Origin of the sequence: Microbacterium sp. (genome assembly GCF_026393345.1) — a bacterium.
In the GTDB taxonomy this organism is placed as follows: Bacteria; Actinomycetota; Actinomycetes; order Actinomycetales; family Microbacteriaceae; genus Microbacterium.
In genome coordinates, this window is sequence record NZ_JAPLAI010000014.1 from 7,458 (window position 1) to 28,136 (window position 20,679).

19 protein-coding genes, 2 tRNA genes and 1 other RNA gene are annotated in these 20,679 nt (G+C 69.8%); 14 read left to right on the forward strand and 8 right to left on the reverse strand.

The window, feature by feature from the left end; genetic code table 11:
- Together NT132_RS02005 and NT132_RS02010 are read right to left on the reverse strand one after the other, a co-directional pair.
- On the reverse strand, positions 1-1,235 hold a 1,235-nt coding region (locus NT132_RS02005; RefSeq protein ID WP_297784010.1), incomplete at its 3' end, for a glutamine synthetase family protein.
- 67 nt (positions 1,236-1,302) lie between these two features.
- Positions 1,303-1,488 (reverse strand): SPOR domain-containing protein, encoded by a 186-nt coding sequence (locus NT132_RS02010; protein ID WP_297784013.1) that lies wholly within the window; start codon positions 1,486-1,488, stop codon positions 1,303-1,305.
- A gap of 69 nt (positions 1,489-1,557) precedes the next feature.
- On the opposite strand from NT132_RS02010, the gene ppgK reads away from it, so the two are divergent.
- Positions 1,558-2,337 (forward strand): polyphosphate--glucose phosphotransferase, encoded by a 780-nt coding sequence (ppgK, locus tag NT132_RS02015; protein WP_297784016.1) that lies wholly within the window; start codon positions 1,558-1,560, stop codon positions 2,335-2,337.
- Positions 2,338-2,488: 151 nt separating this feature from the next.
- Here ppgK and rnpB read toward each other — a convergent pair.
- The 3 genes from rnpB to NT132_RS02030 form a co-directional block, all read right to left on the reverse strand.
- Positions 2,489-2,847: RNase P RNA component class A (gene rnpB, locus NT132_RS02020), an RNA gene on the reverse strand.
- Between the two features lie 14 nt (positions 2,848-2,861).
- Entirely contained in the window at positions 2,862-3,824 is a 963-nt protein-coding gene (locus NT132_RS14340; RefSeq protein ID WP_366940332.1) for a bifunctional 3'-5' exonuclease/DNA polymerase, read from the reverse strand.
- 772 nt (positions 3,825-4,596) lie between these two features.
- Positions 4,597-5,328: a C4-type zinc ribbon domain-containing protein gene (locus NT132_RS02030; protein ID WP_297784019.1), complete on the reverse strand. Its 732-nt coding sequence runs from the start codon at positions 5,326-5,328 to the stop codon at positions 4,597-4,599.
- Positions 5,329-5,445: 117 nt separating this feature from the next.
- Between NT132_RS02030 and NT132_RS02035 the strand changes: the two genes are divergently transcribed.
- The 12 genes from NT132_RS02035 (at position 5,446) to NT132_RS02090 (ending at position 17,950) form a co-directional block, all read left to right on the forward strand.
- The gene (locus NT132_RS02035) at positions 5,446-6,252 is read left to right on the forward strand and encodes an ABC transporter ATP-binding protein (RefSeq protein WP_297784022.1); all 807 of its coding nucleotides are present in this window, start codon (positions 5,446-5,448) and stop codon (positions 6,250-6,252) included.
- A 55-nt stretch (positions 6,253-6,307) separates the two neighbouring features.
- Positions 6,308-7,309: an aliphatic sulfonate ABC transporter substrate-binding protein gene (locus tag NT132_RS02040; protein WP_297784025.1), complete on the forward strand. Its 1,002-nt coding sequence runs from the start codon at positions 6,308-6,310 to the stop codon at positions 7,307-7,309.
- Between the two features lie 31 nt (positions 7,310-7,340).
- A complete protein-coding gene (locus NT132_RS02045; protein ID WP_297784028.1) occupies positions 7,341-8,165 on the forward strand; it encodes an ABC transporter permease in 825 nt (274 codons plus the stop codon).
- 298 nt (positions 8,166-8,463) lie between these two features.
- On the forward strand, positions 8,464-9,285 hold the full coding sequence (locus tag NT132_RS02050; protein WP_297784031.1) for an MOSC domain-containing protein: 822 nt from the start codon (positions 8,464-8,466) through the stop codon (positions 9,283-9,285).
- A 7-nt stretch (positions 9,286-9,292) separates the two neighbouring features.
- Positions 9,293-9,368 (forward strand) — tRNA-Val (locus NT132_RS02055).
- Between the two features lie 21 nt (positions 9,369-9,389).
- A complete protein-coding gene (locus NT132_RS02060; RefSeq protein ID WP_297784034.1) occupies positions 9,390-10,250 on the forward strand; it encodes a hypothetical protein in 861 nt (286 codons plus the stop codon).
- Between the two features lie 135 nt (positions 10,251-10,385).
- The gene (gene aceE / locus NT132_RS02065) at positions 10,386-13,112 is read left to right on the forward strand and encodes a pyruvate dehydrogenase (acetyl-transferring), homodimeric type (RefSeq protein ID WP_297784037.1); all 2,727 of its coding nucleotides are present in this window, start codon (positions 10,386-10,388) and stop codon (positions 13,110-13,112) included.
- 4 nt (positions 13,113-13,116) lie between these two features.
- Positions 13,117-14,334, forward strand: coding sequence for a CdaR family transcriptional regulator (locus NT132_RS02070; protein WP_297784040.1), 1,218 nt, complete (start codon positions 13,117-13,119; stop codon positions 14,332-14,334).
- A gap of 84 nt (positions 14,335-14,418) precedes the next feature.
- On the forward strand, positions 14,419-15,339 hold the full coding sequence (locus NT132_RS02075; protein WP_297784043.1) for an ACP S-malonyltransferase: 921 nt from the start codon (positions 14,419-14,421) through the stop codon (positions 15,337-15,339).
- Positions 15,336-16,340 carry a beta-ketoacyl-ACP synthase III gene (locus tag NT132_RS02080; RefSeq protein WP_297784046.1) on the forward strand — a complete coding sequence of 335 codons (1,005 nt, stop codon included), beginning with the start codon at positions 15,336-15,338 and terminating at the stop codon, positions 16,338-16,340. The genes NT132_RS02075 and NT132_RS02080 overlap by 4 nt, the downstream gene beginning before the upstream one ends.
- 69 nt (positions 16,341-16,409) lie before the next feature.
- Positions 16,410-16,658, forward strand: coding sequence for an acyl carrier protein (locus tag NT132_RS02085; RefSeq protein WP_297784049.1), 249 nt, complete (start codon positions 16,410-16,412; stop codon positions 16,656-16,658).
- Between the two features lie 53 nt (positions 16,659-16,711).
- Positions 16,712-17,950: a beta-ketoacyl synthase gene (locus NT132_RS02090; RefSeq protein ID WP_297784053.1), complete on the forward strand. Its 1,239-nt coding sequence runs from the start codon at positions 16,712-16,714 to the stop codon at positions 17,948-17,950.
- Positions 17,951-18,096: 146 nt separating this feature from the next.
- Here the strand turns inward: NT132_RS02090 and NT132_RS02095 are convergent, their stop codons facing one another.
- Positions 18,097-18,600 carry a DUF3145 domain-containing protein gene (locus tag NT132_RS02095; RefSeq protein WP_297784056.1) on the reverse strand — a complete coding sequence of 168 codons (504 nt, stop codon included), beginning with the start codon at positions 18,598-18,600 and terminating at the stop codon, positions 18,097-18,099.
- 454 nt (positions 18,601-19,054) lie between these two features.
- On the opposite strand from NT132_RS02095, the gene NT132_RS02100 reads away from it, so the two are divergent.
- Entirely contained in the window at positions 19,055-19,924 is an 870-nt protein-coding gene (locus NT132_RS02100; RefSeq protein WP_297784059.1) for a DUF1524 domain-containing protein, read from the forward strand.
- Between the two features lie 27 nt (positions 19,925-19,951).
- On the opposite strand, the gene NT132_RS02105 is transcribed toward NT132_RS02100, so the two are convergent.
- Positions 19,952-20,422 (reverse strand): GAF domain-containing protein, encoded by a 471-nt coding sequence (locus NT132_RS02105; protein WP_297784062.1) that lies wholly within the window; start codon positions 20,420-20,422, stop codon positions 19,952-19,954.
- A 176-nt stretch (positions 20,423-20,598) separates the two neighbouring features.
- A tRNA-Ile gene (locus NT132_RS02110) sits at positions 20,599-20,672 on the reverse strand.
- Between the last annotated feature and the right edge of the window lie 7 nt (positions 20,673-20,679).

Genomic DNA, 20,679 nt, shown 5'->3' on the forward strand with positions numbered 1-20,679 from the left:
TCACCGAGCGTCTCGGCGACGAGTTCCGACTCCTCCATGGCCTGCAGCGCCTGGTCGAGGCTCGCCGGCAGCGGCGCGTAGCCGAGCGCGCGACGCTCGCCGTCGGTCAGCGACCACACGTTGTCCTCGGCCTCGGGCGGCAACTCGTAGCCCTCTTCGATGCCCTTGAGGCCGGCGGCAAGCATGAGCGCGTACGCGAGGTACGGGTTCGCGGCGGAATCCAGCGCGCGGTACTCAACCCGCGACGACTGGCCCTTGTTCGGCTTGTACAGCGGCACGCGCACCAGCGCGGAGCGGTTGTTGTGACCCCAGGTGATGAAGCTCGGCGCCTCGTCACCACCCCACAGCCGCTTGTACGAGTTCACGAACTGGTTGGTGACCGCGGAGATCTCGTTGGCGTGACGGAGCAGGCCGGCAATGAACTGGCGGCCGGTCTTGGAGAGCTGGTACTGCGCGCCCTCTTCGTAGAACGCGTTGACGTCGCCCTCGAACAGCGACATGTGCGTGTGCATGCCGCTGCCAGGGTGGCCGCTGAGGGGCTTCGGCATGAAGGTCGCGTAAACGCCCTGCTCGATCGCGACCTCTTTGATGACGGTGCGGAACGTCATGATGTTGTCGGCCGTGGCGAGCGCGTCGGCGTAGCGCAGATCGATCTCGTTCTGGCCCGGTCCGGCCTCGTGGTGGCTGAACTCCACCGAGATGCCCAGATCTTCCAGCATCCGCACCGACCGGCGACGGAAGTCGTGCGCGGTGCCGCCGGGGACGTTGTCGAAGTACCCGGCGGAGTCCACCGGCTCCGGCCCGTTGGGGCCGTAGGACGAGGACTTCAGCAGGTAGAACTCGATCTCGGGGTGCGTGTAGAACGTGAACCCGGCATCGGCCGCCTTCGCGAGCGTGCGCTTGAGCACGTGCCGCGGGTCGGCGACGGCGGGCTGGCCGTCGGGGGTCGTGATGTCGCAGAACATCCGCGCGGTGGGATCGATCTCACCGCGCCACGGGAGCACCTGGAACGTCGTCGGGTCAGGGAGCGCCAGCAGGTCGGATTCGTACGACCGGGTCAGGCCCTCGATCGCGGAGCCGTCGAAGCCGAGTCCCTCGTTGAACGCCCCCTCGACCTCTGCCGGCGCGATCGCGACCGACTTCAGCGTGCCGATGACGTCGGTGAACCAGAGGCGCACGAACTTGATGCCGCGCTCCTCGATCGTGCGCAGAACGAAGTCCCGCTGCTTGTCCATGGTGTCCCCTCTACGGGCCGGTGCTCCGGCCTCGGATCAATGCTAGGCGTCCGCGCGGCGCGGACGTTCAGTCGTTGTCGCGCGCCTCATCCTCGGCCCACTGACGAGACCGCTCGCGCAAGAGCTCGGGTGCCTTGGCGGCGTCCTCCTCCGTGTCGAAGGGACCGGCACGATCGACGGCCGGGGATGCGTAACCACGCTCGACCTGGCCGGTCTTCAGGTTGTACCAGTACTTCTCGCTGTCGTCGCTCACGGGTGCTCCTCGTCGATGCCTGACACGATCCTACTGATCGCACAGCTCGCTGTCGGTAGGGTGGAAGACATGGCTTCGGAGAGTGCACGCGCGGTCGGAATCGACATCGGGGGAACCGGCATCAAGGGCGGCATCGTCGACCTCGACAAAGGTGAGCTGATCAGCGACCGCATCAAGGTCTCGACCCCGCAGGGTGCCGAGCCGGATGACGTGCTGACGGCGGTGCGCGAGGTACTCGACACGCTCAAGGTCGCCGAGTCGGACTATCCGCTCGGCGTCGCCTTCCCTGCGATCGTCAAGAACGGCCGCACCCTTTCCGCCGCGAATGTGTCGCACAAGTGGATCGACTTCCCGGCCGAGGAGTTCTTCGAAGACGGTCTCGGTCGCGACATCCACTTCGCCAACGATGCCGATGTCGCCGGGGTGGCGGAGATGCGCTTCGGCGCCGCGAAGGACGCGGCGGGTCTCACGATCCTCACCACCCTCGGCACCGGCATCGGCTCGGCGCTGCTCTACGACGGCCAGCTCATCCCGAACTCCGAGCTCGGCCACCTGCAGCGCGCGAAGCACGGCAAGGATGCGGAGGCGTACGCCGCATACTCCGCCATGGAGCGCGACGAGCTCACCTGGGAAGCATGGGCCGAGCGGCTGCAGTGGTACTACAGCCACGTCGAGTTCCTCTTCAGCCCCGACCTGTTCATCGTCGGTGGCGGTGTCACCTGCGGTGGCCAGGCGACGACGCCGATCGTCGCGGCCGTGCACCGGAACAACGCCGGCATCATCGGCGCCGCAGCGCTGTCGCTCGGTGCCGCGCCGCAGCGCCTGTCCGCGGTGACCACGAAGGACTGAGCGCGGCGCACGCGTTCGCGTGGCACCCGTGTTCGGCACGGGTCGCACCGCCCCGGGTGTGTTCACGTGGCACAACCCGCGGGAACCCACGCGGGTATCCCGCCGGAGTCGCCACCTGAAGCGGTAGTTCGGCGTCCGGGTCAGAAGAGGGCGAATGGGCCGGCCTGTACGCCGGGTTCTGTCCGGGAGCCGAAGCTCCGTGGACGGTCATCTCTCTCGGCGACACGTTGCCGTGCCGCTCCAGCGGTCTACCCGGGGACTCGGCGGGCCGCGTCAACATCCCCTGTCTGACCTTGCTCCGGGCGAGGTTTACCGTGCGGGTCGTGTCACCACGACCCCGGTGGTCTCTTACACCACCCTTTCACCCTTACCGGGACGAATCCCGGCGGTCTGCTCTCTGTGGCACTGTCTCGCGGATCACTCCGGGTGGGTGTTACCCACCGCCCTGCCCTATGGAGCCCGGACGTTCCTCGGTGCGGTTTCCCGCCACGCGACCGTCCAGCCGACCCATTCGCGTTCCGAGTCTATCCGCGTGCCTGGTCGCCCGCCCGCTCGTCTCCGATCACCCGCACGTCCAGCGGGAAGTCGATCGGGAACGAGCCGAACATCCGCCGCCCCGCGGCGGCCGCGGCATCCGTGACGACAGTCGCCACCGCATCCGCGATGTGTGCGGGCGCGTGCACCATCACCTCGTCGTGCAGGAAGAACACCAGGTGCGGGCGGGGGGCGAAGACGGCGCCTGCCCGGTCCGCCCGGGGAACCCCCGTCTCCCCCAGCGTGTCCAGCCTGCTGCGGATCTCGGCCAGCCAGCAGAGCGCCCACTCTGCCGCCGTGCCCTGCACCACGAAGTTGCGCGTGAACCGCCCCCGGTCCCCCGCTGCTCGCCGGGCCACATCGCGCACCACGGGGTCGGCTCCTTCTGCGCCCGCGGAGGAGGCCAGCAGGAGCCAGTCCGCATCCGGGGCCGGGGCGGTGCGTCCCAGCCACGTCTGCACGGTGCCGCCGCCCTCGCCGGTCGCGGCGGCATCGTCGACGACGGCCATCGCCACGGGGTAGGTCTGGCGCAGACGCGGGACGAGCCGGCCGCCCTTGCCGGTCGTGGCGCCGTACATCGCGCCGAGCATGGCGTACTTCGACTCGTCCCGCGTGGCGACGGTGCCCGAGGCGACGATCCCGGCGTAGAGGTCGCGGCCGCGCGCGGCGGCAGCCAGGGCGAGGTCCCGTGACATCCCCGCGAGCACCCGCGGCTCCAGCTGCGCCACATCCGCATCCACGATCACCCACCCCGGGTCGGGGAGGACGGCCGGACGCAGGAGCTTCGGGATCTGCAGCGCCCCGCCGCCGCTGGAGGCCCAGCGGCCGGTAACCACGCCGCCCGGCACGTACACCGGCCGGAACCGACCGTCGTGCACCCATTCCTCGAGCCATGCCCAGCCATTCGCGGCGAGAAGGCGCGCCAAGCGCTTGTATTCGAGCAGCGGTTCGATCGCCGGATGCGGCTGGTCGGCGAGCTCCCATTTGCTCGTGGACGCGACCTGAACGCCGCAGGGCGCGGAGCAGCTTCGGCGGCGAGTCGAGGTTCACGCTGGTGTCGCCGAGCGCGGCCCGGACGCGGTCCGCCAGCTCCGCCATCCGCTCGGGGACGGCGGCGACCGAGGTCCGCGAACCGAGGGTGTCGGCGAGGATCCGCTCGTGCGCGGCGACGTCCCAGGGGAGCCCCGCCGCATGCATCTCTTCGGCCACCAGCGCGCCGGCCGACTCGCCGTGCAGGAGCAGGGTCATCCGCGGGGTGTCGGGTGCGGCGTCCAGGGTGATCAGCTGACGGCGCAGTTCGGCGACGGCCTCGTCGGAGGAGGGCACTTGCCCCGCGTCGAGGGTGAAGAGCCCCTCTTCCGCGATCGGTCGGGCGTCGCCGTCCCACGCATCCACCGGTCCCAGCGCGCCGGTGCCGGAGGGATCGACGGCGGCACGCAGGATGCGGTGGCAGAGCCGCAGGTCCCACGCCCGGGCCACCCGAACTCCGTCGCGGAGCACCGCGCGGTAGGTGTGCGCGGTGTCCGCCCAGACCCAGCGGGTCTGCGGGCGCGCCGCGATCAGCGCGGATGCGTCGGCGGGACGCCAGCGCTCGCGAGACAGTTCGGCGCCGTCGGCCGACAGATCGACGACCTCGAGTGGACCGCCCGCGCTCGGAGCGAGCACGCTCCACCGCGCCTCCCGCTCGTGCTGCGGCGCCGACACGGAGTCAGGCCCGACCGTGCGTCAGAGCCCGGATTCGCCGGTACGCACCAGAATCGACCCGCACTCGGGGCAGGTGGCGACGGCCTCGTCGGGAAGCTGGCGCAGGCTGTTCAGGTCGGTGCCCGAGAGCATCATGTTGCAGCCGGTGCAGGTCCGCGCGCGCAGCAGCGCGGCGCCCGAGCTGCGGGATGCCGCCGCGTCGTACATCGACAGCAGCGCGGCGGGAACGGATGCGGCGACCGCGGCGCGATCCCGCTGCAACTCGGCGATGCGTGCGGTCGCCTCCGCGACGAGCGCCTTGGCCTCACCGGACAGACGGGCACCCTCTTCGTTGGCCTCGGCGACCAGACGCGCCTGGTCGGCGACCGCCTGCTCCGCCGTCTCGAGCCGCTCCATGATCTCCAGCTCGCTGTCCTCCAGCTCGCGCTGGCGGCGGCGGAGCGAATCGAGCTCGTGCTCGAGGCCGGCCGCATCCTTCGGGTTCGAGACGGTCTGCAGCAGCGCGGTGTCCCGATCCTGGCGAGCACGGACCACCTTCACATCGGATTCGATCCGGCCGAGTTCGGCCTGCATCTCCTCCACCGCGCCCTGGCGGTTCGACAGCTCCCGCGAGAGCTCTTGACGCTGCTCGATCAGCGCCTTCACCCGCGCAGCCTGCGGCGGGTTCGCGCGGGCGTGCTCGGCCTGGCGCAACCGGGTGTCGAGGTCGGCGAGCTCGAGCAGGCGGAGCTGTTCTGCGGGGGTGGCGTTCACCCCTCCAAACTACGCCAGGCACGCGCTCGCTCTGTTACCTCCCGTGTCGGCCGCCTGGAGCCCGGCTTTCTCGCTGTCTAGGGTCGGAACACGCTGCCTATGCCCGAAAGGAACCCGATGTCCGCCGCACTCACGGATGCACCCGCCGAGGCCTCGCGCCCGACGCCCGGTGCACCGTTGCGCCTGCGCGGACTCGGCCGATCGTTCGGCGAGCACGTCGTGCTCCAGGGCATCGACCTCGATGTCGCGGCCGGCGAACTCGTCGCCATCCTCGGGTCGTCGGGTTCGGGCAAGTCCACACTGCTGCGCATCGTCGGCGGCCTGGATGCGGCGACCTCCGGCGAGGTCGCCATCGATGGTGAGCCGGTCACCGGTATCGACCCGCGGGTAGCGATCGGCTTTCAGGAGCCGCGACTGCTCCCCTGGCGCTCGGTGGCCGACAACATCGCGCTGGGACTTCCGGCGGGGCTGTCGCGTCCGGAGCGGGCGTCCCGCATCCAGGAGCTGCTGCGTCTGATCGGTCTCACCGACTTCGCCGGTCACCGTCCCCGGCAGATCTCCGGCGGCATGGCGCAGCGCACGTCACTGGCCCGAGCGCTGGCCCGCCGCCCCGACGTGCTGCTCCTCGACGAGCCGTTCGGCGCTCTCGACGCGCTGACCCGGCTGCGCATGCAGGACCTGCTGCTGTCGGTGCTCGACGAAGCGCCCACCACGACCCTGCTCGTCACCCACGACGTCGACGAGGCACTGCAGCTCGCCGATCGCGTGATCGTGCTGGGCCCGACCGGTGATGCGCCGGGTGCCGGCATCCAGCAGCTCCTCGTCGTCCCCGGGGATCGGCCCCGCGATCGTGGCTCGGCAGAGCTCGCGCGGCTGCGCGCCGAGTTGCTCGATGCGCTCGGCATCGACCGGCACGCGCACTGATCTTCACCTCGCACCACAGCACCTCTCCCGCTCACAGCCACCGAAAGGCACCCATATGTCCTTCCGCCGCCGCACTATCGGCCTCGCCGCCGGAGCCGTCGTCGCCGCCCTGGCCCTGTCCGGCTGCGTCGCCGGCGAGGATGCCGCAGAGCCTGCCGCATCCGATGCCGCCGTCACGACGACCATCAAGCTCGACTGGGCGACCTACAACCCGCTCAGCCTGATCATCAAGGACCAGGGTTGGCTGGAGGACGCCGGCTACGACGTCGAGTGGACGCAGTCGCTCGGCTCATCGAAGGCCAATGAGTCGCTCCGCGCCGGCGCCATCGACTTCGGATCCACTGCCGGCTCCGCATCCCTCCTCGCACGGGCGAACGGAGCGCCGCAGCAGATCGTCGACGTCGTCGCGCAGCCCGAGTGGGCGGCGCTCGTCGTCCCCGCAGGCAGCGACATCACCTCGGTCGAGGACCTCAAGGGCAAGACCGTCGCCGCCGCGCTCGGTACCGACCCGTACTTCTTCCTGGTGCAGTCGCTCGAGGCCAACGGCCTGTCGATCGACGACGTCACCGTGGAGAACCTCATCCACGCCGACGGCTGGGCGGCGCTGCAGAGCGGGTCCGTGCAGGCCTGGGCGGGCCTCGACCCGATCATGGCCTCCGCCGAGGCCGCGGGTGCGGAGCTCCTGTACCGCGACATCGATCTGAACTCGTACAGCGTGCTGAACGCATCCGAGACCATCATCGATGAGCACCCCGAGGTCGTGCAGGCCGTCGTCGACGCCTACGAGAAGGCACGCGCCTGGGCGCTGGAGAACCCCGACGAGACGGCGCAGATCCTCGCGGACGCCGCCGCGATCGACCTCACGGTCGCCCAGGCGGTCATCGATGAGCGCGCCGGCCTCGACGTGGACCCGGTCCCCGGCTCGACGCTGGCGAAGGTGCTGAAGCCCATCGGCGCCATCCAGGTGCAGATCGGCGACGCCGTCAGCCAGCAGTCCATCGACGACGCGCTCGACACCCTGTTCGCGCCGCAGTTCGCCGAGAAGGCGATCGGCTGAGCGCAGGCCGCTCGAACGGAAGACGACACGTATGAGCACGACCGGGACCACCCCTACCGCGGACCGCACCGCCCCGACCGCCGGCACCAGTCCGCTGTCGCGGCGCGGTGTGCGAATCGCCGTGGGCGTGACGCTCCCGGTCGTGCTCATCGTCGTCTGGTTCCTCGTCACGATCCCCGGCGCCGCGCTGGTGCCGCCCTACAAATTCCCCAGCCCCGCATCGGTGTGGCAGGCGGCAGTGTTCCTCGGCGAACGCGGCGAGCTGTGGCAGTTCACCGCGATCTCGCTGCAGCGGGTGCTGATCGGCTTCGCGGCCGGCGCCTCGCTCGGCGTTGCCCTGGGTGGACTCGTGGGCCTTTCGCGCTTCTGGGACCTCGGCCTCTCCCCCAGCCTCGGCGTCATCCGCGCCGTGCCGTCTCTTGCGTGGGTGCCGCTGCTCATCGTGTGGTTCAACCAGGGCGAGCAGTCGAAGATCATCCTCATCGCGATCGGCGCGTTCTTCCCCGTGTTCACGACGGTGTCGATGGCGCTGCGCCACGTCGACCCGCACCTCGTGGAGCTCGGCCGCTCGTTCGGGTTCAGCGGCATCCGGCTCTTCTTCACCGTGCAGCTGCCGGCCGTGCTGCCCGCACTGTTCTCGGGCCTTCGCCTCGCCCTGGTGCAGGCGTGGCTGTTCCTCGTCGCCGCAGAGCTCATCGGCGCGTCGATGGGCCTCGGATTCCTGCTCACGCGCGGCCAGTCCACCGGACGTGTGGACCAGATCGTGCTGGCGATCATCCTGCTGGCCGTGATCGGTAAGCTCACCGACTCCGCCCTCGGCTTGGTGCAGCGCTGGGCCGTGCGTCGCTGGGGCTGAGTCTCTCCGGGCGCGCGGCTCGGCCGTCGGCGCCGCCGTCGGCCACGGCCGTTCAAAACTCAGGACATTCCGCGGCTCCCTGCCACGCGACCCCGTGTTTCGGACACCACAGGCACAGATGTCCTGAGTTTTGCGCGAGCCTCGAGGCACCCGGCTGTCAGAATTCAGGCTCAGCGGCGGTTTGGGGGCGGTTTTCGGCGTCCGCGGCTGTTTCAGCCTGAATTCCGACGCCTCGCGACGGCTGTGTGGTCACGGCCGGCAGAAGGCGACACCGCGGGCGTGCCAGCATGGGAGCACCATGCATGTGCGCGCACTCTTCCGTCACCCGGTCAAGGGCTTCACCCCCGAGGCCCGCGAGAGCCTGACTGTCCAGGACGACGGCCGCGTCACGGGCGACCGCGTGCTCGCCTTCCGGTTCGCCTCGGCGACGCGGCCGCAGCGTATCGACGGCCTCGACTACTGGCCCAAGAGCCAGGGACTCGCGCTCATGGACATGCCGTCGCTCGCGCGCCTGCAGCTGCACTTCGATGCAGACCGTCAGCGCCTGCGCATCGAGCAGCACGGCACGCTCCTCGTCGAGGACAGCCTGGACGAAGACGGACGCCGCCGGATCGAGGATGCGGTCACGGCCTGGGTGCTGGAAGGTCCCGACGCCAGGCGACTCGAGGCGGAGGACGCGTTGCCCCTCCGCCTTGTCGGCGACGGCCGGACGTCCCAGTTCCAGGACCGTCCGCGCGGCTACGTATCGCTGCACGGCACCGGATCAGTTGCAGCGGTCGACGCCGCATCCCCTGCCCCCGTCGACGACCGCCGGTTCCGCTCGAACATCGTGGTCGACGACGTGCCGCCGTGGGCCGAACTCGACTGGACTGGCCACGTGACGGTCGGCGACGTCACCTTCGCGGTGCAGAACCGCATCGGCCGCTGCGCCGCTGTCATGGCGAACCCCGACACCGGCGTACGGGATGCGCGGCTGCTGCGGCTGCTCACGACCGAGTTCCAGCAGCCGGAGCCGACACTCGGCATCCTGCTGCTGCCGGTGGCTGCGGGCGGTGTGATCCGGGTGGGTGACGCGGTGACCGTCACGGCGGGTGACGGCGTCGAGCTCCCCGTAGACTGAACGCGAGGGGCCTTTAGCTCAGTTGGTAGAGCGCCACGTTTACACCGTGGATGTCGTCGGTTCGAGCCCGGCAGGGCCCACCACCTCCTCCGTACACTGACCCCATGTCAGCCCGGACGGTCTTCCGCCGCACGATGATAAGCGCCGCCCTCTCGTGCATCGTGGCGGCGTGCGTGCTGACCGGATGCGGCGGCCCCGCCCCCGACCCGCTCCCCGAGGGCGTCGAGGCGTCGCTCGTGCAGCAGCGGTCCGATGTCGCCGGGCGCCAGGCGCAGCTGCGGATCCGCAACGGCTCCGATTCCGCTGTCACGATCGGGGAGGTGAGCATCGCCGATCCGCGCTTCGTCGAGCCGGCGCAGCGGGTGGTCGACCGCACCTCCGTGCGCGCGCCCGGCGGCTCGGTCGATGTCCGCATCCAGCTCGCTCCGGTCGACTGCGACGCGGCCGACGCGGCCACGTCGACCCTCACCCTCCACTACGTCGTCGAGGGCGCCACAGGCGTTGGCGTCGCGCCGGTCGAGGAGCAGGTGCCGTTCCTCACCGCCCTGCACGCGGCGGAGTGCCTGCGGGAGCGCGTCGACGAGGTCGCCGAGATCACCTTCGGCAGGTTCACCCCGTCGCCCGCCGAATCCCCCGCGACGCTCGAGCTCGTCATCGCCGGCACCGGCACGGATGCGGGGACGCTCAAGGTGCGCGATATCCGGGAGACGAACCTGCTCGGTTTCGTGGACGGCGAGCCGCAGTACGCCGTCGAGAAATCGGGGGATGTCACGGTAGGGCTCCCGCTCATCCCTGCGCGCTGCGACCCGCACGCCGTGCAAGAAGACAAGCGCGGCACCGTCTTCCGCGTAGACGTCGAACTCGACGGGGTCGAGGGGTCGTTCGACCTCGCGGCCACGCCCGAGCTGCGTGCCGACATCCTCAGCTGGGTGGCCGATTGGTGCGGCTACGGACCCGACGCGTGAGACACCGCACGGATGCATCCCCCGCGGTCCGCATGTCGCTAGGCTGGACGACGGTGCATTGTGGCTGGCTAACAATGCCTGCACCGATCTGATGGCTGTTTCTGGCACGACCTGCCAGATGATGAAAGGGCACATGTGACCGTCCACGATCAGGATCCATATTCGCAAGGGCCCCTCGACAGCGACCCGGAGGAAACCTCCGAATGGCAGGAATCGCTGCAGCAGCTGGTTGACGCGAAGGGCCACGGACGTGGCCGCGAGATCATGCTCAGCCTGCTGAAGACGTCGCGGGACCTGCACCTCGGCGTCCCCATGGTGCCGACGACCGACTACATCAACACGATCGCTCCCGAGAACGAGCCGGAATTCCCCGGTGACGAAGAGATCGAGCGCCGCTACCGCGCCTGGATCCGCTGGAACGCCGCCATCACGGTGCACCGCGCGCAGCGCCCCGGAATCGGTGTCGGTGGACACATCTCCACCTACGCATCGTCCGCGGCCCTGTACGAAGTCGGCTTCAACCACTTCTTCCGCGGTGCCGACCACCCCTCCGGTGGCGACCAGATCTTCTTCCAGGGCCACGCCTCGCCCGGCATGTACGCCCGCTCGTTCCTCGAAGGCCGTCTCAGCGAGACGCAGCTCGACGGGTTCCGCCAGGAGAAGTCGGCGGCGCCGAACGGTCTCCCCTCGTACCCGCATCCGCGCCTCATGCCCGACTACTGGCAGTTCCCGACGGTGTCGATGGGCCTCGGTCCCATCAACGCCATCTATCAGGCGATGACGAACAAGTACCTCGCCAACCGCGGCATCAAGGACGTCTCCGACTCGCACGTGTGGGCGTTCCTCGGCGACGGTGAGATGGATGAGGTCGAAAGCCGCGGTCAGCTCCAGGTCGCCGCGAACGAGGGCCTGGACAACCTGACCTTCGTCGTCAACTGCAACCTGCAGCGCCTCGACGGCCCGGTCCGCGGTAACGGCAAGATCATCCAGGAGCTCGAGAGCTTCTTCCGCGGTGCCGGCTGGAACGTCATCAAGGTCATCTGGGGCCGGGAGTGGGACGACCTGCTCGCCCGCGACACCGACGGCGCCCTGCTGAACCTCATGAACGTCACCCCCGACGGTGACTTCCAGACGTACAAGGCCGAGAACGGCGCCTACGTGCGTGAGCACTTCTTCGGTCGCGACGAGCGCGCCGCCGCCCTGGTGAAGGACTACTCCGACGAGCAGGTCTGGAACCTCAAGCGCGGTGGCCACGATTACCGCAAGGTGTACGCGGCGTTCAAGGCGGCGCAGGAGCACAAGGGCCAGCCCACCGTCATCCTCGCCCACACCATCAAGGGCTACGGTCTCGGACCGCACTTCGAGGGCCGCAACGCGACCCACCAGATGAAGAAAATGACGCTCGAGGACCTCAAGCAGTTCCGCGACGCGATGCACATCCCGATCTCTGACGCGAAGCTCGAAGAGAACCCCTACCTGCCGCCGTACTACAACCCCGGTCCGCAGGACGAGACGATCCAGTACCTGCTGGAGCGTCGCCGCGCCCTCGGCGGTTTCCTGCCCGAGCGTCGCAGCCACCACGTCGGCCTCGAGCTGCCGGACGACAAGGCCTACGCCCTGCCCAAGAAGGGCTCCGGCACGCAGGAGATCGCCACCACCATGGCGTTCGTTCGACTGCTCAAGGACCTGCTGCGCTCCAAGGACTTCGGTCACCGCATCGTGCCGATCATCCCGGATGAGGCACGCACGTTCGGCATGGACGCGTACTTCCCGACGGCGAAGATCTACAACCCGAACGGGCAGAACTACACCTCCGTCGACCGCGAGCTGCTGCTCGCGTACAAGGAGAGCCCGCAGGGCCAGCTCGTGCACGTCGGCATCAACGAGGCCGGCGCCATGGCCGCATTCACCTCGATTGGCACGTCCTACGCGACGCACGGCGAGCCCCTCATCCCGGTGTACGTCTTCTACTCGATGTTCGGGTTCCAGCGCACCGGCGACGCGAACTGGGCCGCCGGCGACCAGATGGCGCGCGGCTTCATCATCGGCGCCACCGCCGGCCGCACGACCCTGACCGGTGAGGGCCTGCAGCACGCCGACGGACACTCGCTGCTGCTCGCGTCGACCAACCCGGCCACGGTGTCCTACGACCCTGCCTACGGGTACGAGATCGCACACATCGTGCGGGCGGGCCTGGAGCGCCTGTACGGCGGGAAGCACCCCGACCCGAACGTGATGTACTACATCACCGTCTACAACGAGCCGATCGTCATGCCCGCCGAGCCCGAGGACGTGGATGTCGACGGCATCCTGCGCGGTCTCCACCGTATCTCCGAGGGCACCGGCGACGGGCCCCGCACGCAGCTGCTCGCCTCCGGCGTCGGTGTGCCGTGGGCGCTCGAAGCGCAGCAGCTGCTGCGCGAGGACTGGGGCGTGACCGCGGACGTGTGGTCGGTCACCTCGTGGGGCGAACTGCGCCGCGACGGACTGGCCGCCGACGAGCACAACTTCCTCCACCCGGACGAGGAGCCGCGGACGGCATACGTGACCGAGAAGCTGAAGGATGCTGACGGCCCCGTCGTCGCCGTCAGCGACTTCATGCACGCGGTGCAGGACCAGATCCGGCAGTGGGTGCCGCGTCGATTCCTGACGCTCGGCGCCGACGGCTTCGGGTTCTCGGACACGCGCGCCGCCGCTCGACGGTACTTCAAGATCGACGGTCCCTCGATCGCGGTGCGCGCCCTGCAGGGCCTCGCCGACGACGGCAAGATCGACCGTTCGGTGATCGCGCAGGCCATCGAGAAGTACCGGCTCCACGACGTCGCTGCCGGCACCACCGGCAACGCGGGCGGGGAGAGCTAACCCGGTGACGACCACGCCGACGCCTGCGGAGAAGGCGGAGACGCTCGCCTGGTTGCGGCGCATCTCCGGCGACCTCGCGACGGCGACGATCAAGCGACTCGAGGACACGCTGCCCTGGTATGCGGGAATGCCGCCCGGGCGGCGGTCCTCGGTCGGCTTGGTCGCGCAGGCCGGTATCACGTCGTTCATCTCCTGGTACGACGACCCCACCTCGACCCCGTGGATCGCGGCGGACATCTTCGCCGCCGCCCCACGGGAGCTGCTGCGCAGCGTCAGCCTGCAGCAGACACTGCAGCTGATCCGCGTGACTGTGGAGGTCACCGAGGAACGGGTCGCCGGCCGTGGAGATGACCTCCGCGAGGCCATGCTGCTCTACTCGCGCGAACTCGCCTTCGCTTCCGCGGACGTGTACGCCCGTGCCGCCGAGGCGCGCGGGCTCTGGGACGCGCGCCTCGAGGCGCTGGTGGTGGACTCCATCCTCACCGGCGAGGCCGACGAGGAGCTCCCGAGCCGTATCGCCGCCCTCGGCTGGCACGGACACGGCGAGGTGGCGGTGCTCGTCGGCACCACGCCCCCGCAGTTCGACGTGGACCACCTTCGGCGGATGGCACGCAAGCTCGGCGTCGACGTGCTCGTCGGCGTGCAGGGCTCGCGCCTCGTGCTGGTCATCGGCCGCACCGAACCGGGGACGGGTGCCGGCGAGGACGGCGCGGAGCTGTCGTTCCCCGAGATCGCCCGCCGCCTCGAACCGGGGTTCGGCACCGGGCACCTCGTGCTCGGACCGACCGTCCCGGCGCTCGTGGATGCGGGGCAGAGTGCCCGCGCCTCGCTCGCCGGATTCGCCGTGGCCCGCGCGTGGCGAAACGCCCCGCGTCCGGTCGAGGCCGACGACCTCCTCCCCGAGCGGGCACTGGCCGGTGATGCCGTCGCCCGCCACACGCTGGTGGAGCGGATCTACCGGCCCCTCCGGGCGCACAGCGCGGACCTGGTCACGACCCTCTGGAGTTATCTCGACAACGGCCGGTCGCTCGAAGCCACCGCCCGCGAGCTGTTCGTGCACCCGAACACGGTCCGGTACCGCCTCAAGCGGGTATCCGACGTGATCGGCTGGGACGCCACCGGTCCTCGTGAGGCGCTCATCCTGCAGACCGCCCTGATCCTGGGCGCGATCGGCACCGACACGACGCGTCGCCGCCCTGCAGCGACACGCCGTCCCCGATGACTTTGTGGCCCTGACACAAAGGTTTCCCGCGATTCTGTGTCGTCGCCGCCAGATCCCACCGACAAAGGTTGGCAGGATGGAACAGTGATCATCGGCGCATTCCCCGGGCAGGGTTCTCAAACCCCCGGCTTCCTCTCCCCCTGGCTCGACCTTCCCGGCGCACGCGATCTCGTGGGCGTCTACGGCGAGGCCGCGGAGGTGGACCTCATCGCCGCCGGCACCGAGTGGGATGCCGACGCGATCCGTGACACCAAGGTCGCGCAGCCGCTGATCGTCGCGGCCAGCCTGCTGTCGTGGTGGGCCCTGGTCCAGCGCGCCGACCGCGCCTTCGACGGTGTCGCGGGCCACTCAGTCGGCGAGATCGCCGCGCTGGTCGCGGCCGGCGTCCTGTCCGCCGATGACGGGATGCGGCTCGTCGGTGTCCGCGGTCGCGCCATGGCCGACGCAGCCGCGCTCGAGACCACCGGCATGGCCGCCGTCGTCGGTGGCGTCGAAGCCGACGTCCTGGCGCGCCTCGCGGAGCTCGATCTCACCCCCGCCAACTACAACGGCGGCGGGCAGATCGTCGCCGCCGGAGCCGCAGACCACCTGGCGGAACTCGTCGCATCCGGACCCCGTGGTGCACGGGTCATCCCGCTGCAGGTCGCCGGCGCGTTCCATACCCGGTACATGGCCCCGGCCGTCGAAACCCTCGCGACCGCCGCATCCGCCCTCACCCCTGCCGACCCGTCGCTGCAGCTGTGGACGAACGCCGACGGCAGCGTCGTCACGTCAGGCGCTCGTGCGCTGGAGCTCCTCATCGGGCAGGTCGCCTCCCCGGTCCGCTGGGACCTGTGCATGGCCGCGTTCGCCGAGGCGGGCGTCACCGGCATCATCGAGTTCGCCCCGGCCGGCACGCTCGTCGGCCTCGCCAAGCGGGCCCTGCGCGGCGTACCGTCAGTGGCGGTCAAGACGCCCGAGGACCTGGATGCAGCCGTGGCGCTGCTGAGCGAGGAGAACGCATGAGCACGCCCACCCTGAAGCAGGCCTCGGGGCCTGCCTACACCCGCATCTACTCGTTCGGTGCGGCTCGGGGCGAGAACGCCGTCACCAACGACGACATCGTGGGTCCGATCAACTCCAGCGACGAGTGGATCCGCCAGCGCACCGGCATCATCACGCGCAAGCGCGCCGTGCCCACCACATCTGCGACCGACCTCGCCACGGATGCGGCCCGCGAGGCGATCGAGCGGTCCGGAGTGCCCGCAGATCAGATCGACCTGGTCATCGTGGCCACCATCAGCAACGTGCGCCAGACCCCGTCGATGTCGGCTGTCGTCGCCGACCGGGTCGGCGCCAACCCGGCGGCCGCCTACGACTCCAATGCCGCATGCGCCGGCTTCGCCTACGGCATCGCCCAGGCGGACGCCCTCATCCGGGCCGGTGCCGCGCATTACGCCGTGGTCATCGGTGCCGAGAAACTGTCCGACGTCGTCGATCCGACCGATCGCAGCATCTCTTTCCTCCTCGGCGACGGGGCCGGTGCGGTCGTGATCGGCCCGAGCGACACCCCCGCGATCGGACCCACGGTGTGGGGGTCGGACGGGTCGAAGGCCGACACCGTCGGCATGAACGCGACCCTCACCGAGTTCCGCGACGGCGAGGCCGAGTGGCCCACCCTCCGTCAAGACGGGCCGTCCGTGTTCCGCTGGGCCGTGTGGGAAATGGCCAAGGTCGCCCGGCAGGCAATCGAGGCGGCAGGCATCGAGGCCGCCGATCTCGCGGCATTCATCCCGCACCAGGCGAACATGCGCATCATCGACGAGTTCGCAAAGCAGCTGAAGCTGCCCGACACCGTCGCGATCGCGCGGGACATCGAGACGACGGGCAACACCTCCGCTGCATCCATCCCCCTCGCCGCCCATCGCCTGCTCGAAGAGCACCCGGAGCTCAGCGGCGGTCTCGCCCTGCAGATCGGGTTCGGCGCCGGACTCGTGTTCGGCGCGCAGGTGGTCGTGCTCCCGTGACCGGGAATGCCACCGCCCTAGACTGATTCGCGGTGCCCAGCCGCCCAAACCCAACCAGAAGGAGAAATCATGGCCCTTTCGAGTGACGAGGTCCTCGCCGGACTCGCAGAGCTCATCACGGACGAGACCGGCATCTCGGCCGACGAGGTCGCGCTCGAGAAGTCCTTCACGGACGACCTCGACATCGACTCGATCTCGATGATGACCATCGTCGTCAACGCCGAGGAGAAGTTCGGCGTCACGATCCCCGACGACGAGGTCAAGAACCTCAAGACCGTCGGCGACGCCGTCAGCTTCATCACGTCCAACCAGGCGTGACTTCGCGCGGTGGGGGCGATGCCCCCACCGCTCAACCCATTCAGAGAGCGAACATGACCACCTCCCGCATCGTCGTCACCGGCATCGGCGCGTCCTCCCCCCTGGGTGGGACCGCGCCGGACAGCTGGTCCGCCCTGCTGAGCGGGGCTTCGGGCACCCGCACCCTCGAACACGACTGGGTCGAGAAGTACCAGCTGCCCGTGACCTTCGCCGCCGAGGCGCTCGTCCGTCCCGAGACCGTGCTCGATCGTCCGATCGCGAAGCGCCTCGACCCCGCATCCCAGTTCGCTCTCGTCGCCGCCATGGAGGCGTGGGCTGACGCCGGCGCCCCCGAGGTCGACCCCGACCGTCTGGGCGTCGACTTCGCCACCGGCATCGGCGGCGTCTGGACGCTGCTCGACGCCTGGGACACGCTGCGTGAGAAGGGTCCGCGCCGCGTCATGCCGATGACGGTGCCGATGCTCATGCCGAACGCGGCAGCCGGTAACCTTTCCCTCCACTTCGGAGCCAGGGCCTACGCCCGCACGGTGGCCAGCGCCTGCGCGTCCAGCACGGAGTCGATCGTGAACGCGATCGAGCACATCCGCGCCGGTTACGCGGACGTCGTGATCGCCGGTGGCACCGAGTCCGCCATCCACCCGATCACGCTCGCGTCGTTCGCCTCGATGCAGGCGCTGTCCAAGCGCAACGACTCCCCCGAGACCGCATCCCGCCCCTGCAGCATCGACCGTGACGGCTTCGTCATGGGCGAGGGCGCCGCCGCGCTGATCCTCGAGACCGAGGAGCACGCGCGTGCCCGCGGGGCGAAGATCTACGCCGCCGTCGTCGGTGGCGGGGTCACCGCGGATTCATACCACATCACCGCCAACGACCCCGAGGGTCGCGGCGCCGCGCGTGCGGTCCGCATGGCGCTGGAGACGGCGGGCGCATCCCCCGAGGACGTCACCCACATCAACGCCCACGCGACCTCCACCCCGGTCGGCGACCCGAACGAGTACCAGGCCCTCAAGGCCGTGTTCGGTTCGCGCACCGAGGAGATCCCCGTGTCGGCCACCAAGGCGTCCACCGGGCACCTGCTCGGCGGCACCGGCGCGCTCGAGGCGATCTTCACGATCATGGCGATCAAGGACCGTACGGCACCCCCGACCATCAACATCACCGAGCAGGACCCCGAGGTGCCGTTCAACATCTCGGGCGATTCGGTCGCGCTCGGTGCGGGCGACCAGCTGGCCATCAGCAACTCGTTCGGCTTCGGCGGACACAACGCCGTGGCCGCGTTCGCGAGCGTCTGAGCATCCGCACGACAGGAAAGACCCCCGGGACCTGAGTCCTGGGGGTCTTTCCCTGTGTCGGGGGCAGTTCGACGCTGTCTCAGTCGCCGGGAATGAACATCCAGCATCCGGTACCGGCGCCGGGCTGCACCCGAGTCTCGTGGCGGTCAGCCGACCTTGTGCAGCCAGACGACCGGTGCCTCGCCAGAGGCGTGACGGAAGGTCTCGAGCTCGTCGTCCCATGCGGCGCCGAGCGCGACGTCGAGTTCCCGCCGGAGCTCCGCCATGTCGCCGGCGGCGGCTTCCATCGCGAACCGGATGCGGTCCTCGCCCACCACGATGTTGCCCGCGGTGTCGGTCTGCGCGTAGTGGATACCGAGGTCCGGGGTGTGCAACCAGCGACCGCCGTCGCTGCGCGGGGTGGGGTCCTCGGTGACCTCGAACCGGAGGTGCTCCCAGCCGTGCATGGCACTGGCGAGAGCGGCGCCGGTTCCGGCGGGCGCCTCCCAGTAGAACTCCGCCCGACGGGCGCCAGGAAGCACCGGCTGGTCGTCCCAGTCGAAGTTCACCGCGCGTCCGAGGGCACGCCCCACAGCCCACTCGAGGTGGGGGCACAACGCTCGTGGCGCTGAGTGGATAAGCACCACTCCGCGCGCCATGTGTCCAGCCATCGCCTCTCCGTTTCTTTCAGGTACGTCTTCCCCTACGACCTGATGGAGTGCGATGCGTGTTCAGTTGTGCTTCCGGCCATTATCACCGGCGCTGCGCTGAATCACAAGTGTGTAACTTCTTGTTGCCTCGTTCCGCCTACGGCGGCTCCAATCAGGAGAAATCCCGAGGACAGGAGAATCCGCGCTGAATCCTCCTGCCCTGGCGTTCCTTCCTGTTCTCGGTTCGCCACCGCTCACGGTGCATGTCCCACTTTCTGCCGTTCTGAGGTCACCAGAACGGCAGATTTCGGGACACGTTATGTCGAAAGTGGGACATGGCGAGCGGGGTCGGGCGGATGTGGCGACCCTGCCCGGCCGACTGCGCAGGCCTGACCCGGCGTGGCCCCGCCGGCGCCGAGCCGGAAGACGGCAGGCTGCAAGGGAGCGTCGTCGAGGGCAGAGGAAGTGGCACGTCATGGTCGGAGCGACGCGGCGCGCGCGTGCGTGGATCGGGGCGGCCGTCGGCGTCGTCACCCTGGTCTCCGCGGCATCCGTCGGGGGGATCGCGCTCTCGGCGTCGCCGGCCACGGTGGCGGTCGTCGCGGATTCCGTCGGCGGCCATACCGCGCTCGAGACGCTGGCGACACTGGCCGTGAAGGGCCGTGCACCCAAGACCGGGTACGACCGCGATCAGTTCGGGACGCGGTGGCTCGACGTCGACCGGAACGGCTGCGACACCCGCAATGACATCCTCGCCCGCGATCTGACCGAGGTGCAGCGGTCGGGCTCCTGCAGGGTGCTCGCCGGCGTGCTCGCCGACCCCTACACCGGCAGTGTCGTCGCGTTCACCCGCGGCCAGGGGACGTCCGAGCGGGTGCAGATCGACCACGTCGTGGCGCTGTCGAACGCGTGGCAGACCGGCGCACAGCAGCTGTCCGCGGAACGCCGCGCGGCGCTCGCGAACGACCCGCTGAACCTCCTCGCGGTGGACGGTGGCGCCAATGCGCAGAAGAGCGACGGCGATGCCGCCACCTGGTTACCGAAGAACCGCGCGTTCCGCTGCGCCTACGTCGCCCGCCAGGTATCGGTGAAAGCCGCGTACGGGCTGTGGGTGACGCCAAGTGAACACGACGCGATCGCCCGGGTGCTCACGGATTGTCCGAACGAACCGGCGCCCACACCGCTGTCGCCCACCGCTCCGTCCCCCGCCCCGCAGGCCGGGGTGGTCTTCGCGACCTGCGCCGCCGCGCGATCGGCCGGTGCCGCGCCACTGCGCGCCGGGGATCCCGGGTACTCGCTCCGGCTCGACGGCGACCGCGACGGCGTGGCCTGCGAAACGCCCTGACGCGGTCGTCATGCCCTGACGCGGTCGTCACGAGTCGTAGCGGTCCCAGATCCGGTCCGTCTGTCCCGAGATATCTGCGCCGTGGACCTCCTGCCAGTTCAGACCGCCGCGCGCGAAGGCCGCGCTCACCGGAACGGGGACGTCGGATGGGGCGATCGGTGCCATCAGCCACCGGCACGGCCGCACGTGGACGAGGTCCACTCTGCGCGCCTCGGGCGAGGTGTCTTCGGAGAGATCACCGTCGAGGCGCCCGAGCCACCAGAGCCCGTCGACGTCCCGCGTCCAGATCGGCGCTCCGCTCGGTGCCGCCGCGAAGCGGGCGATGCGGCGAGCGAGCCGCTCATACGCTCGCACGGCGTCGTCGCCCTCCCGGGTGCGCTCGACGCGCGCGCCCATCCCGCAGATGCCGCGCGTAAGCGCACGCTCCACCGCGTCCCCGGCGGGAACCCGGTCGTCACGCGAGCGCATCGGTGCGCGGAACACGGGCAGGTCTGGCATCGGTCCTCCGGTCGGTGTGCTCCAGCGTATCCGGCGATCTGAGACGCACGTGATGCCCGGGTGGCGTCCACCACCGCGCGCCCGCCGCATCCGCACGCGTCACAGGGATAGTCCCCCGGTTGCCACAGCAACCTCAAAGATCCGCGTCATCCTCGGCATCTGAGGTGTTCCAGTTGTAGGGCGGGTGGGACTTGAACCCACGATCGTCGGGTTATGAGCCCGCTGCCTTAACCAGCTTGGCCACCGCCCCCCGGCGT